The sequence below is a fragment of the Peptoclostridium sp. genome (assembly GCF_009881055.1).
In the GTDB taxonomy this organism is placed as follows: domain Bacteria; phylum Bacillota; class Clostridia; order Peptostreptococcales; family Peptostreptococcaceae; genus Peptoclostridium_A.
On the sequence record NZ_WXFG01000031.1, the window covers coordinates 1 to 12,910 of the forward strand.

Consider the following 12,910-nt stretch of genomic DNA (forward strand, 5'->3'; position numbering starts at 1 on the left):
TGTTTACGAAATTTCCTTCTTTATCTCGTTCCTCAAGCATTTGCTGAATGTAGAAACACGCCTCATCAAAGCAAAAAGCCGTGTATTCATCCTCTATTCGAAGAATCCTACTCGGCTTTTCCCTGTACGCTTTGCTTTGATTCAGTACCCTCACTATCTGCTTGCTTTGGACGAAACCTCTCAAGTCCTTTTGAACCTGCCTGTGTATAGCTTATAATGGCCATTAGCTGCTCATCCGTCAGCTCCAAGCCCGCTTCCTCTATTTGCTCCACGGTAGGCTCTGCGAGGGATTCCTCTGCTATGATTCTTGCTATGCTGTATACTTCCTTGATGTCCACATCACTGCTGACGCCTCTGCTAAATACCTTCTGAGCGCTCCCCAGCATCGAGTTGGGTATCTTGCCTTTTGAGGCAAGGCCAAGGAGCGAAGGCCTTTTTAGTCTCACTGTGAAGGGCTCATTGTCCCATCCGGGAAGCTCCTCTATTTGCCCTTGTGCTTTCTTTTTTAATTCGCTTAAGCTAGTTACTTTCATGCGAAATCCTCCCAATAGTCTAATTTTGATTATGCTGGCAATTCATCTAGGAATTCTATTGTTACCGGTTTCTCGTTCTTTTTCGCCCTTGACTCCATTTCAAGCTTTGAAGCTGTGAACTTGCCGTCCTCGAACTGATAATCAACCGGCTTGCCCTTGCAGTGCGCAAATGCAAACTTGGCATAGCCCAGTATGCTTCCGTCTGTCTCTTTTTCTTCTGTGAATATGTTTAGCGTGAAAGGAGTTCTGCTTACAGCAACTCCTTGAGTCGGTGCGTCATACTTAGTTACCTTTGTAGTCTCTACAGGGTCGTAAGTAAGCGTTCCGCCGTCTATAAGCGCAAACAACTCCGGCGCCATTAGGGCGTTTTCGAAGTCCACATCATACCCAACAACAATATCCTCCGTCTTGTCTAGCGCAAGTATCTGGTTCTTCACCCTTAGTATTTCTTCCTTGCCCTGCGAAACCTTCGGTTTTGCATTCGCCTTGTCAGACGTTCCTAGCCTGTAAGTCTTTGGAGTGGTTTCCTCAGTTACGACTTCCACCCTGACCACGTTGACAAGGGCCTTTCCTGTCAAATTTATTGCAGCCATTGGCATTACCTCCTATATTCTTTTCATGATTTGATATTGCAGGCTCGTAGTATAACCCTGCTTTTCTTCTTCCATCAGCACAGGTGTTTCGTAGCCTGTGAATCTTGCCTCTGGTATCTTCTTCATCGCGCTGCGGATGCTTTGCACATAGTCGCCCAGTGTTGAGTATTGCCCAACTGGATGGTATACTATCACGTCCATGAGCGCATAGCCCACTTGATTTGTGCCTGCAAAGGCATTGACGCCAGCATCCCGAAGGACCACATAAGAGCTAGTGCAAGGCCCTGAGTGCTGGCCCGGCGAATACACCGCCAGCCCCTTTGACTTGAGATGCAAATATATTGCCTTCCACATGTTGCCACCTACTTTTCAAGTATCTTGTGCATGCCTTCAAGCATCTTCTTGCTATTGGCTTGGATGGCGGGCCATAGAACCGCGTATTTCTTCTCGTGAGCAAACTCAAGGTACTCGAAGTAATCCACGTTACCACTTACGAATGTCCTGCACTTTGCGCCCTGCCATTCCATGCCGCCTTGAATTGTCTGCCTCGCTCTTCCTGAGCGGTCTTTCCACTTGTATGGACCACCTTGTATTGGCTGTCTTTTAATTTTCCCTTGCTTGGCCAATACCTTAAAAAGAATGAGCTGCTTGTCCGTATATTGAGCTTTCGGTTTTTCGGGGTAAGGCGGATTCTTGGCCCACTTCTCAAGCTTCTTGCCTGCAACATCGCAATACACGCCTACAGCAGCCTTCATTTTCATATCGGCCTCTCCAAGTCCTTTGAGCAGGCCCGACGTATCGAGTTTCAATCCCACCTACGCCACCTCCAATGACATGTTGAAATACGCATTTTCAAACTTGCCAAGGTCAGTAATCTTGTATCGAATGCCGTTATACTCGAAATAATCTCCCGGCTGAATCTGAGACGTGTTTTCATCGACCCACGTAAGCAGCCTGTACTCGGCTTCACCTGATGGCTTTGCCACCCCACCGGCAATGTCTATCTTGATGCCCGCATGCTTGTCATGCTTATAGAAATACCCTGTAATTATTCCCACAAGCTGCTCTCCTGAAGATTCACCAAACTCGTTTTCTCCAGCACGGTATACACTCACAAGCCCGCCAACCTCTTTGATTATGCCTTTGATTTCCTGCGCTGATATCTGCTCTACGTTCATATATGATCCACCCTCGCCATTGAGTAGAAGCCTCCACCGCTTCCTGACGTTTTGAATTCACCTAACATGCCAGCACTTTTCATTTCATCCAGTATATCTTCATACGCGCCAGCCTCTATGGCGGCTGCAATCTTTCTTTTCATCTCATTAGCCATTGTTAGCCAATACTCCCTATTGGAGGGCTTTTTCAGCCCCCCGGGAAGTTCTATGCTGTCCACTCTGCTTTTTGCTGTTAGGCCCTCATACACCGCCAAGTCTTGGGCATTGAGATTATTTTCAAGGAGCATTTCAATTTGCGCATCTGAAAAGAACGGCCATTTATCCTCCAGCAGTTTAAATTTAATATATTCTATCGCCTTCGTCTTTTGTTCATCCGTTAAGATTCGCACTCAGCATCAACTGCCTTTTTTGTTGTTTTCTTTGTAGCTGCTTTCTTTTCTTCTATCTCTGTCTCCACTGCATAAAAGCCAAGAGGCTCATAGATTTCTCTATAAGCCCCCTTGGATACTTCTATTGTATTTTCACCGTCAGTATATTTCACTTATGCGTCCTCCTATGCCACGTCCGCTATGAATACCTCGTCTATCCTCTCGAAAGATGGCAGTGTTATCATAGTAGCCTTAGTTTCGACATTCACAGGGTCAGTATGCTTTATCGTAGTAAGAGCTATTCCAGTTTCTACGATTGATACTATAGCATCGGTACCTGACATAAGATCCGATTCCTCAGGTGTAGTTCCGAACCAAGTTTTGCCCAGATTTCCTTCAGGGAACAGCGTGAATGTATCGTCCGGGAAGTAATTCTTTTGGGCTCCCGTTTCATCTATGAACTTCTTCGAGTTTATTGCTACCTTGAGGCCTATTTTCGCCATCAGGTATTGCTCCAGCATGGAATCAGTAAGTATTATCTTGTCACCGCTAGTTGCGTTCATATCCATCTTTATAGCTTTGTTGCCAAGCAGATATGACCATGTCTTTCTGGTGCATGTGGCCCTAACCGGTCTGACACCAGTATCTCCTTCAACTTTGTCCATCCAGCCCAATATGTCTGCTATTGGATTGGACTCCGTAAGATTGCTCCATACAGTAGCCGCATTTCCTTTATGCTCTGCAGGCATTTTGTAATCGTAGTTGAGTGCTACTCCGTTGGCCGATATAGCAATCATTCCTGTAGAAAGCAGCTGCATCCTCATTCTTTCTGCTTGCGCCTTAGCTCCTTCCACAAGAGTCATTTTGTCGTCAAATATCTTGTTAACTATCATGTCGATATAACTTTGATTTCCAGAGTTCATTACCTTGTTGAGTTCCTGCCTATCCTTTTCCTTCACTAGCATACCTTCCTTGAAGAAAGGCATTTCAGTTTCAACCTTGCTAAAACCTACTCTGTCTCTGAGTGCTGCTTTGGTATCAAATGCTGCGGGTTTTAATACTGCCGGAAGGCCTTTCGAGCCCTTTATCCACGACAAGTCTAGTCCCAGCTGTTTCGAATTAGGGAAAAGAGTCTGTCCAAGATATGGAGGCTGCCCTTGTCCTAGCGCAGTGTAGTAACTTGCTATCTCTTTTGCTGTTACGATATCAAATATATTCATTTTCTATTCCCCTTTCTATTTCATGAATTTTATTAGTGTAAGAACCGCTGTAGCTTCTGCCACAGGTGCTTCTGGCAGCTTGTTTAAATCTACAAAACCGTGAATAACCATCGAACCTTCCTTGGCTCCGTAAGTCACATCAACATCATAGAGTAGCACTCCCTCTGCAGCAGCTCCCAGCAATGCAGTGTTCTTTGATACAACCGGCTCCGTTGGATTTTCAAGAACCGCTTTGGTAGAACCCCCTACCACAGTTCCTGCCGGAACTATTTTCTTTCCGTCTGAGTTGGCAACGACTCCGCTATCCGAAACCATTACATTGACACCTATGAAATCTGTAAATTTCAATATTTCTTTGTTAGAGCTATAGCTGTTTACAACAAATTTACTCATTTGATTTCCTCCTTGTTATTTGAAATATGGGTTCTCTGTAGCCTGTGATTGCTGGTTTTGCTTTGCAAGTCTTTCGCCCAAGCTTTCTTTTCCAGCTCCCTGGTCTTTCCTTCCGAAGTTACCTGCCCCTCCTGTTCCACCGGACCTTTCAGCTTCAAACAGGTATGAGTCAGATTCCTTGAGCTTGGATATCTGCTCGTCAAGGCCTGTCAGCTTATCCCCATCAAGCTTGATGCCTTCAAGATCAAGCAGCGCTTTTACAGCTTTAGTGTTCTTGACTTTTCCATCCTTCAAAGCACTTTCTAGCGCAAAAGAAAAAGACTGGTCGGCTATTTTCTTTTCATAGTCCGCTGCAGTCTTAGCATTTGTCTCCTCAAGTCCCTTGATTTTGTTTAGCAGTTCCTCATTCCCCTGGGCTTTGCCTTTGAGTTCTTCCAGCTGGGTTGTTCTCTCGTCTAGCATTTTCTTGTACTCTTTTTTCTGGTCGTTGATTTCATCGAAGCGTTCTTTTGGCACATAGCCTTTGTAGTTGGTTTCAACCCCTGCCTTTATGTCTTCGTATTTGTCAGCAAGCCCTAATTTCTCAAGTAATTCTTTAAGCCAGTTCATGTTGTACCTCCAATAGTCTATTTTCACTTTTTAACGTGCTAGTGACCACGATAGAGTCCGCTTCTTTTACGCCTGGCCTTTAAAAAGGCGATAAAAAAGACACCTTCTCATTCGAAAGTGCCTAATCGTTATTTGAATTGTGCTGCTACAAACTCTTTCAGAATCTCATAGCCGAGTTTCCCAAGCTTTTCAGATACTAATTTAAGTTTCTCACGGCCTGAAAGGTCCCTTGCCACCTCAAGCTTTCTTTCGACATACTCAATGCCTTCTCTTGTTGGCATTACACCTTCCATCAACAGCGCCTTAACCTTTTCTGCAAGCCTAGTTCCGGGAGGACATGTCACAAGGCCATCGATAAGCCCTTCGTTTTGAAGCTTCAAGAGCGCCACCTTGAATGCAAGGCTATCTATCTCCAAGTTCCTGAAGTTGACCTTTTGCATATCTGGTATGTCGTTTTGGTATTCAGAATATATCGCAAATAGCACTTGATGCTTAATGTCTAAATCCACGCTATCACTCCTTACTCTCCCACATGCCACCACCAATTTTCTTTTGGTTCTTTGTGAGTTTTATATTCAATTTTCATCAGATGATCATGGGCCAATTTTCCTTTTGATTTAAGTTCATCGTCAACAGCTTCAATTTCTTTCCATTCTTTTTCGGTAAACTCAGATTTCGTTTTTTCTATCCTATCCCTAACCATAAGAGTATCAACCAATTCAAAAGGACTTACTTCTTCAAAATCTTCAATTCCGTATTTGTATGAGTTGATTGTTTTTCTATTGTCCATGTTTATACAACTCCTCAATCTTGCCCAATAGTTCGTAGCCTTTCTCTTTTGCTACATAACTTTTAAAATCATCTGGCGAGAATGCCGTCTCCATAGTTCCTTCTTGTGACATCATTACTATCCAATCACCATCACTAAAAACAACGTACTTATCAAGATATCTGTATACATCAGATTCCTTGTTATTAATGATACCCTGTATTTTGCTATTATAATCCTTCGATGTCCATTCTTGCGGAATATGTTCCTTCTTTTTCCTTTTGGCTACATGTTCTTCTAGTTTAATTTCACTCTTCCATTTAGGTCCTTGAGCTAGAGTCTTTTCTCTTGCCACAATAATTCTGTTCTTTTCAGTGTTCAATTCAGCCCATGGCATATCAAAATAACCGTCTTTGAATACACCTGCTTTATGCAAGTAGTATTTGTGAGTTCCTAGAAAAGCTTTCTTGTAACTGTCGTTGCGCTTGTCGAACCAATCCGCATAGGATTCTTTCTTTCTGAACTTGTAAATATCGCCGTCCTGCTTTTCACCGCCTGCGAATTCTCTGCCAAATTCTCCATACCATGCATCCAGTGTCGGATTGCTTTCGCCTCTTACCCATTTGCCCAGCTCTTCGCCTATCTCGTCAAAGTCCTTGGGTATGTATGCCGCTTGAGTGCAAAGGCACATCGGGTGCGGTAGCGGCACCTTGTCCACCGGAAATACTCCCGTGCCTAAGCCTTCGTCATGCTTTGCGTATTCGTCACAAACGTCGGGACCAAACGGTTTGACCTGCCTCTCGTAGTGAGAGTTGGACAGCATCCACTCTACACCCTCGACAAACGGGTTCTTAGCATAGCTTTTCATGTTGGCGTTGAAAAACGCATGGTTGACGCTCGTCCTAGCCATCCTCTGGGCATTGTAGTCTATCTGCTTTCTCGCGTTAGGATAGACATTTGACCATTCCCAATCCTTCTTGGCTTCTGGGTCCAGATACGCCTCAAGGTCTTTGGCTAAATCGTAAGCCGATTTCTTCTCAGCTATACCCTTGGCGATTATATAGTCTATATCCTTTTCCATTCCCTTTGTGTCTGCCCAAATCCTTTCGGATAGCCCCGCTCTGTCCTTGTACATCTTTCCCGAGAGTATTTCATTCATGGCTTCCTGCGGCACTCTTGAGAAAGCATCTCTGAATGTTTCGCCTAGTCCGAGGCTATACTTTGTGTCTATCTCTTCGAGGAATGATAACTGCAACTGTACTGCAGCGTTTGCTGCATCCTCTATTGCCTTCTTATTTTTCGAGTAGAGCTCTTTTCTGACTTCCTTCAGTTCTGCATCTATAGCTTTCTTGTAGTCGAGCATGAAGCGTTCAGTTAGATTTACCCTTTTAGCTCCCACAGCTTTCCTCTCAAGAGATTTCGAAACATCCTTGAAGATTTCCTTTATCTCATTATGAATCGCCCTTGTAAGCCTTATTTTTTCGCTCTGGGCCCGTTTCATAAGTTCCTTGTATCTGTTGCTGGCCATTACTCACCAGCTCCCTCGTCAAGTCCTTTCATGTACGAATCTTCCAGAAGGTTCTTCTCAAGCGCTATCTGCTTGAGTTCTTCATCCGCTTGCGCATCGTCCATGGCTGGATTCCATTTCTTCAGGTATGTTTTTCTGCTCATAGCCTGCGTATTGATTGATTGCATGTCGAGAAGCTTTTCGTCCTGCTCATCCTCAAGCAATGGATATATGTTCTCTACTTGGATAGCCATGTCCGGCAACTCCGGCAGGCTTTCGAGATTGTAGGCTTTCGTCATTTCGATGATTGCCCACACCATCCACTCAAGCGCCGGCCTCCAAGAAGTGTACTTCTCCTCACACCTCGTCACAAGTTGCCAATACAGTGCCTTCATGGATTTGCCTGAGGTCATTACACCCTTGAGCTCGTCAAGGTTAAGCCTCGGCACATTAAGCACCTCATGCATTTCTGTGACTGCTCTGGACAGTGTCTTTTCCAGCTTATCTCCATAGCTGAACTGACTTTCAAGCTTTTTCATATCGGCGTTGCCGTCTGCTTCAACTGACTTTTGCAGGTCTATGAGCGCTCCCGGAGCTATCTTGATATACTTGAGGCTGTCCTCTGAAGCATTTGTTGCTACAGTCTGAGGGAACATATTGAACCTAAGGGCGTCCACGTCATCGCTCGAAAGCCTGTTGAACGCCTGCTGGTTGTCCATCAGCTCTGCAACGTCCGACTCGCCTTTTAGATCTCCTGTGAGGCCGTCGTTGATTATGACATAAGCAGGTATGAATGATAGACCAGTATCGAAGTCCGTAAACCTTTCCTCGACAAGCCTGCCGTATCCGTCATACACCCCTTCATTAAGTCTGCATCTTCCATTGTCCATGTGATATCGCTGTTTCCAGATGCGCTGCTTGCTCTTGTCCTCTGTCTGATTCATCTGATAGAAGAACACTATAGACTGAAGCTCATCGACATCCTCATCCTGAGGCTCGAACACAAACTCAAGGCTAGGCTTGAAATGAACTCTTATTGGCTGTCCTGCTCCTCCCGAGAGCTTCAGTGCAACTCTTTTTCCCACAAAGCAGTCTCTTGCACCTTTAACAAGCTTATCTGAAAACAATCCGTCCTTGAGAACCTTATTTACATACTCCTGCACTACCTGTGCACCTTCCTCGTTTTCTGATACTATCTTGAATTCAGGAGTTTTCCCAAAGAGGAAGCGAGCTTCTTCCTTGATAAGCTTCTTAGTCCAGTTCGTTTTCTTTTTCGTTGGCTTATAATCGAGGTCTGATGGGATAGTCCAGTCCTGCCCTTTGCCTTCATAGAATTCATACAGCGAAATTATCTCGCTCATATCTCGCAGGACTTCATCACCATAGAGCCCTTCGAGCTCCTGTCTTATTATTTCTAGCACTATCTCGCCCCCTTTCCTGAGTAGTTTCTCGTTGCCCTTGGTATTCTGACTACTGTGTAGCAAAAATACCTGTCTGAGTCGAGAGCGTGGTCGTTTTCTTTGACCGGCTTGTCCTCTCCTCTTTCGGATGCCTTTGAATCCCATATATAGGAGCTGAACTCCTTGAATGTCTCCTGGCAACAGTCATTGAATTTTATAAGTTCTCTTGTGAGAAGTGTAGCCATGAACCTGATGCCGTCTAAAACATCGTTCCTGGCTTTTTGGACCTTGATGCTGCGCTTCCTAAGCTCCGCTATGAACGAAGCTGCCGAAGGATCTATTATGACAGCCTTGACCGGCAGTTCCCCAATAAAAGACTGGAGATCATCGGCAAACTCGCTGTCTGTCTTTTGCTTGCCTTCATCCCTGCCTGAGTAATAGTATTCTTTCACCTTGTACCATATTCCATTGCAAAGGCCCCACAGCCCGAATGTTGTAGGGTTTTGCGTTCCGTAGTCTATTGCTACATAATATTGCGTGTATGTCCTGTCAACCGTCGGTACAACGTGCTTCTCCTTCGAGAACATGTCATATATGATGCCCTCAGCAACAACCCAAAGGCCTAGTATATACCGCTGGAAAAACACCCCCGAATACATCCTTCGGTATCTCTCTTTGATTTTTTCTGAGAGCGAAAGGTTGTCGTCCATCGTGAAATGCAGGTAGAGTATGTTCTTCTCATGCGCCCTGTCTATCCAATTAAGCTTAAACCAGTGATAAGGCCCTTCGGGGTTACAGTTGAAAAACCACTTCGACCCTTCCACAGAACAACGGCCTGTAGCCTGGTTAACGAAACTTTCAGGCATTAGTACTACCTCGTCAAAGAAGCAGCCAGCCAATGTTATTCCTTGGATTAAGTCCTGCGACCTTTCATCCTTACCGCCAAAAATATAGAAGAAATTGCTTTTGCCACCCTTACTTATAATCACGAGGTTATCTGCACGCTTGTCCTGGACTTTGTATCCTCTGGATCTTAGCATGAGCTTGAGCCAGAAAAGCACATTCCTTCTGAATGATCCTATCGTCTTTCCGCACATCCCGAAATTTTGCTGCTCGAATTCCTCCATTGCCCACATGACGAATGAAAGCGACATTGAAAGAGTCTTGCCGGAACGTATGGCGCCGTCGGCTATGATGCCGTCCATATGGCTTGCAGGCGATTCGCCCATCCACCAAGTCAGTATCTTCTTTTGCTTCCTGCTGAACGGCTTGAACTTGAACACTGCCTTCCTAAGCTTCATCGTTCCACACCTCCGGCGTTTCTGCCCTCAGTGCGTCTATGAAGCCATCATCTTCAATTTCGTCTGCATCCTCTTTGAGCTTGAGTTTATCGAGCTCCAGTCGCTCCTTGGCCATGCTAAGCTTTTCTTCCTCGACTTTCCGCTTGAATTTATCAGGGAGAATATCGAAGTACAGCTCCAGCTTCTCAAGCGCCTTCATCCTGTCCTCGAACTTGATTGAAACGCCGTCTTTACCCTGCTTGACCTCTTTGATTATCGTGCCGTCGACTGCAGCGCTTTCGTTGAAATCTACATAGTTGACCGTCTTCATGACCGGATTGCCATCATCATCCACGATGGGGCCGAAAGCTCCCATGGCCTGCACTTCTCTTTGGCCGAATGTAATATAGTCGCTTATGTCTGCGAAGGCTATTGCTATATACTTTTTCAGCACATCCATTGCGTCGATACGCAATTCTTCCTTCATCACATTTTTAAGTCTTGTGATTTCATCTGCAATCTTAGGATTCTTTAATAAAACGCATCCTTGAACGTGAGCGCTCGCTTTCGAATAGCCTGCTTTTATGGCTGCCATTGTCGCATTAAAGCTCTTCAGGTAATACAAACAAAAAAGGCGCTGATTTTCGGTTAAGTCAGCACCATTTATATCACTTTCAGTTATCTTATCTCGCAGCGTTTTCTTTTGGGCTGCAGCTTTTCCTTTGGAACGTTCCGTATTCTTTTGGAGCGTTCCGTTTATTTTGCTGTCCCATTTATCTTTGTTTTTCCAGCCTCGCACTGTCCCGGGAGACAGCTTCAGCATCTCTGCTATTCGTATTAAATCTATATTTCCATTATGCTCTTGATACATCTCAAAAGCCTTCTCTCTGTCTGGACTTCTCTGCCTTGCCAACTACATCACCACCACCTCGCAGTACTACGTTTTCTGCATGAAAAAAGAGCCCGGAGGCTCTTATGCTGCTTGTCTATTTTTTTTGTTTGTTTTTCCGAACAAATTAATACCGAAAAAACGCTTTAACTTTGCCTTGATTGTATTTTTAATAAAATATTCTTTCCCAAACTGGTCATATACGGAAATCATTTCAAGAATTTCCTGTCTATTTTTAAAACCTTTAACACTTAAAACTGTTTCTTTCAATTCAGCTATAGTTGCTTTTTCTCCAGGTCCTAATAATTTATTGCTATCTGTATTATTTAAGAAATCTTTTTTATGTTTAGGGTCTCTTATTTTAAGTTTAACAATATTAACAGGTATGTAGCTGTCATTGATCACGTCTACCCTTATATCTCCACCTATGAATAATACCGAGAAGCGTATAGAAGGTTTGTCTCTTTTAACTGCAAAATAAATCGCTATAGCGCTGAATAACGCACCGGCCCACTCGCCTGTCGCTGATATTATATCCCAAAAAGTAGCCTCATCACCACTCATGCATTCTCCCTCCTTTCCAATTCCCATTATACTTCACACGAAAGGAGATTTCATGATTTTTGTTCGTCGAGTTATGCTATTTGCAAAAGGGGACAGCGGGACTAAGCCCGCCCAAGTCAGGAGGATTTATTTCACGCATCGTGGAAACATGCATTTAAACACTGTGTCATAGTTGCTCTTGAGATAATAATGCGACATCCACTCACAATTTCTGCATTTGTGGTTCTCTGCAGCCTTAACTTTTCCGTCTATTTGTTTTTTCTTCGTCTCGATGTATTTATCTGCATTCATATTGCACCGCCTTTGATATCGCTTGCACTCCCACCCCAGTACTTTTTCTAATGCGATATTCTTTTTCCCTTATCACCAATCGTCGGTTTTTCTGTCTCTGGACTGCGATAGTCGCCCGGATCTCCAGGCCGAGGATTACCGAAAACCTTATCTATCACACTTATTGCCCCTTTCCTCCCAGGTGTCCTTTTCAGGTTTTCACCCTGCCCCAAACTAATGGAACGGGCATAATAAAGGCCCAAGCTCTCTAGGATCACTCGGGCACGATCTACCAACAACAAAAGGCCCTTTCGGGCCCCTGTCTGATGGGATTTTCTGTTTGGATTTAGAATCCGTCTTGTATTTGGTCATTGCCCTCTCGAGCAAACTTCCATAATACTAGAATATCACATTTTTGCTATATAAATCCGTCAATGTTCCGTCATAAATCCGTCACGATTTATGAAACATCTAACAATCTAGCTACAGCTTGGACTATTTCTTCTCTTCGTCTCCTCGCAGTCGGAGAGCTAATCGGGAGCATTCTAGATATGTGCTCAAAATTGCACTCTTCGCCATACCTATACTCTATGTACTGCTTGTTTATTTCATCGAATTTCCTGATAGCGTAAGCAACATGTTCTATCTTCTCATCCAGCTCTCTTATCTTGGCCTGTCTCTTAAGTTTCTTTCTGAGCTCAGTTTCAAGCTCTCTCTTGAGTCTACCCACTTCATCCATGAGTAATATCGTCTGCCTTTCAGGTATGCCAGTCAAGTCTCCGCTTGTTTGGACTCTTTCCCTGCTGTAATCTATTCCACCTATTCCATCGACATCCGTCTCTACGCATTTGATGTCCTGCTTAATCCCCTCAATTCTTTTTTCTATTGCAGCTATTTCATTCATTATTTTTTCTTTTTTCTTTATAAACCTATAGTGCCTGTAAAGCATCCCTTCTGTTTTTCTGAAAACATCCCCTGTTACCAAACAATCTCCCTCCTATGCTATCTGCTTGAGCTTCCGTGCTACGTCTTCTGGTATCAAATCCATAATGTCTAGGCATAAGTGCTTGTCGTGTCTGTGTCGTTTCTCAGCCTTTTCAGCAAGTTCATTTGATTCTTGGCTGTTGCCTGCAAGAGCTTGGATAATGCTCCTTAGGCACAGTGATTTCACCTCGTCGCTCACTTTGATGTTAGCATAAAAAGTGGACACGCATCCTGAGTGGGATAAAATATATGTAAGGAGCGTGTTGCAAATGAGTACTAAAAAATCGTATACAAAAGAATTTAAGGAAAATGTTGTCAAAATGGTTATAGAGCAAGGAATGAAACAAGTTGAA

The 12,910-nt window shown here is 44.1% G+C and carries 19 protein-coding genes; all 19 read right to left on the reverse strand.

From position 1 onward, the window contains the following. Window positions 1-107 precede the first annotated feature (107 nt). The gene (locus GT589_RS08715; RefSeq protein WP_293398292.1) at window positions 108-533 is read right to left on the reverse strand and encodes an esterase; all 426 of its coding nucleotides are present in this window, start codon (window positions 531-533) and stop codon (window positions 108-110) included. A gap of 29 nt (window positions 534-562) precedes the next feature. Next, complete coding sequence (locus GT589_RS08720) at window positions 563-1,126, reverse strand: hypothetical protein (RefSeq protein WP_293398293.1); 564 nt, start codon at window positions 1,124-1,126, stop codon at window positions 563-565. 12 nt (window positions 1,127-1,138) lie between these two features. Then, window positions 1,139-1,480, reverse strand: a complete 342-nt coding sequence (locus tag GT589_RS08725; RefSeq protein ID WP_293398294.1) for a hypothetical protein — start codon at window positions 1,478-1,480, stop codon at window positions 1,139-1,141. A gap of 8 nt (window positions 1,481-1,488) precedes the next feature. Next, window positions 1,489-1,941, reverse strand: a complete 453-nt coding sequence (locus GT589_RS08730) for a hypothetical protein (protein WP_293398295.1) — start codon at window positions 1,939-1,941, stop codon at window positions 1,489-1,491. Further along, complete coding sequence (locus tag GT589_RS08735; RefSeq protein WP_293398296.1) at window positions 1,942-2,304, reverse strand: hypothetical protein; 363 nt, start codon at window positions 2,302-2,304, stop codon at window positions 1,942-1,944. It abuts the gene before it with no gap. Beyond that, window positions 2,301-2,693 carry a hypothetical protein gene (locus GT589_RS08740; protein WP_293398297.1) on the reverse strand — a complete coding sequence of 131 codons (393 nt, stop codon included), beginning with the start codon at window positions 2,691-2,693 and terminating at the stop codon, window positions 2,301-2,303. The genes GT589_RS08735 and GT589_RS08740 overlap by 4 nt, the downstream gene beginning before the upstream one ends. Continuing rightward, window positions 2,681-2,845 carry a hypothetical protein gene (locus GT589_RS08745; RefSeq protein WP_293398298.1) on the reverse strand — a complete coding sequence of 55 codons (165 nt, stop codon included), beginning with the start codon at window positions 2,843-2,845 and terminating at the stop codon, window positions 2,681-2,683. Before GT589_RS08745 ends, GT589_RS08740 begins: the two co-directional genes overlap by 13 nt. A gap of 12 nt (window positions 2,846-2,857) precedes the next feature. Continuing rightward, window positions 2,858-3,892, reverse strand: coding sequence for a major capsid protein (locus GT589_RS08750; RefSeq protein ID WP_293398299.1), 1,035 nt, complete (start codon window positions 3,890-3,892; stop codon window positions 2,858-2,860). A 15-nt stretch (window positions 3,893-3,907) separates the two neighbouring features. Next, the gene (locus GT589_RS08755; protein ID WP_293398300.1) at window positions 3,908-4,285 is read right to left on the reverse strand and encodes a hypothetical protein; all 378 of its coding nucleotides are present in this window, start codon (window positions 4,283-4,285) and stop codon (window positions 3,908-3,910) included. Window positions 4,286-4,300: 15 nt separating this feature from the next. After that, window positions 4,301-4,894, reverse strand: a complete 594-nt coding sequence (locus tag GT589_RS08760) for a phage scaffolding protein (protein WP_293398301.1) — start codon at window positions 4,892-4,894, stop codon at window positions 4,301-4,303. A 128-nt stretch (window positions 4,895-5,022) separates the two neighbouring features. After that, a complete protein-coding gene (locus GT589_RS08765; RefSeq protein WP_293398302.1) occupies window positions 5,023-5,403 on the reverse strand; it encodes a hypothetical protein in 381 nt (126 codons plus the stop codon). 11 nt (window positions 5,404-5,414) lie between these two features. Continuing rightward, complete coding sequence (locus GT589_RS08770; RefSeq protein WP_293398303.1) at window positions 5,415-5,684, reverse strand: hypothetical protein; 270 nt, start codon at window positions 5,682-5,684, stop codon at window positions 5,415-5,417. Then, window positions 5,674-7,191, reverse strand: coding sequence for a hypothetical protein (locus GT589_RS08775; protein ID WP_293398304.1), 1,518 nt, complete (start codon window positions 7,189-7,191; stop codon window positions 5,674-5,676). The genes GT589_RS08770 and GT589_RS08775 overlap by 11 nt, the downstream gene beginning before the upstream one ends. Beyond that, on the reverse strand, window positions 7,191-8,591 hold the full coding sequence (locus GT589_RS08780) for a phage portal protein (protein WP_293398305.1): 1,401 nt from the start codon (window positions 8,589-8,591) through the stop codon (window positions 7,191-7,193). Before GT589_RS08780 ends, GT589_RS08775 begins: the two co-directional genes overlap by 1 nt. Continuing rightward, the gene (locus tag GT589_RS08785) at window positions 8,591-9,871 is read right to left on the reverse strand and encodes a PBSX family phage terminase large subunit (protein WP_293398306.1); all 1,281 of its coding nucleotides are present in this window, start codon (window positions 9,869-9,871) and stop codon (window positions 8,591-8,593) included. The genes GT589_RS08780 and GT589_RS08785 overlap by 1 nt, the downstream gene beginning before the upstream one ends. Next, window positions 9,861-10,763 (reverse strand): terminase small subunit, encoded by a 903-nt coding sequence (locus tag GT589_RS08790; RefSeq protein WP_293398307.1) that lies wholly within the window; start codon window positions 10,761-10,763, stop codon window positions 9,861-9,863. Before GT589_RS08790 ends, GT589_RS08785 begins: the two co-directional genes overlap by 11 nt. Before the next feature lie 60 nt (window positions 10,764-10,823). Continuing rightward, window positions 10,824-11,303 carry a hypothetical protein gene (locus GT589_RS08795; protein ID WP_293398308.1) on the reverse strand — a complete coding sequence of 160 codons (480 nt, stop codon included), beginning with the start codon at window positions 11,301-11,303 and terminating at the stop codon, window positions 10,824-10,826. 730 nt (window positions 11,304-12,033) lie between these two features. Further along, window positions 12,034-12,558: a hypothetical protein gene (locus GT589_RS08800; RefSeq protein WP_293398309.1), complete on the reverse strand. Its 525-nt coding sequence runs from the start codon at window positions 12,556-12,558 to the stop codon at window positions 12,034-12,036. 12 nt (window positions 12,559-12,570) lie between these two features. Continuing rightward, the gene (locus GT589_RS08805) at window positions 12,571-12,783 is read right to left on the reverse strand and encodes a hypothetical protein (RefSeq protein ID WP_293398310.1); all 213 of its coding nucleotides are present in this window, start codon (window positions 12,781-12,783) and stop codon (window positions 12,571-12,573) included. Between the last annotated feature and the right edge of the window lie 127 nt (window positions 12,784-12,910).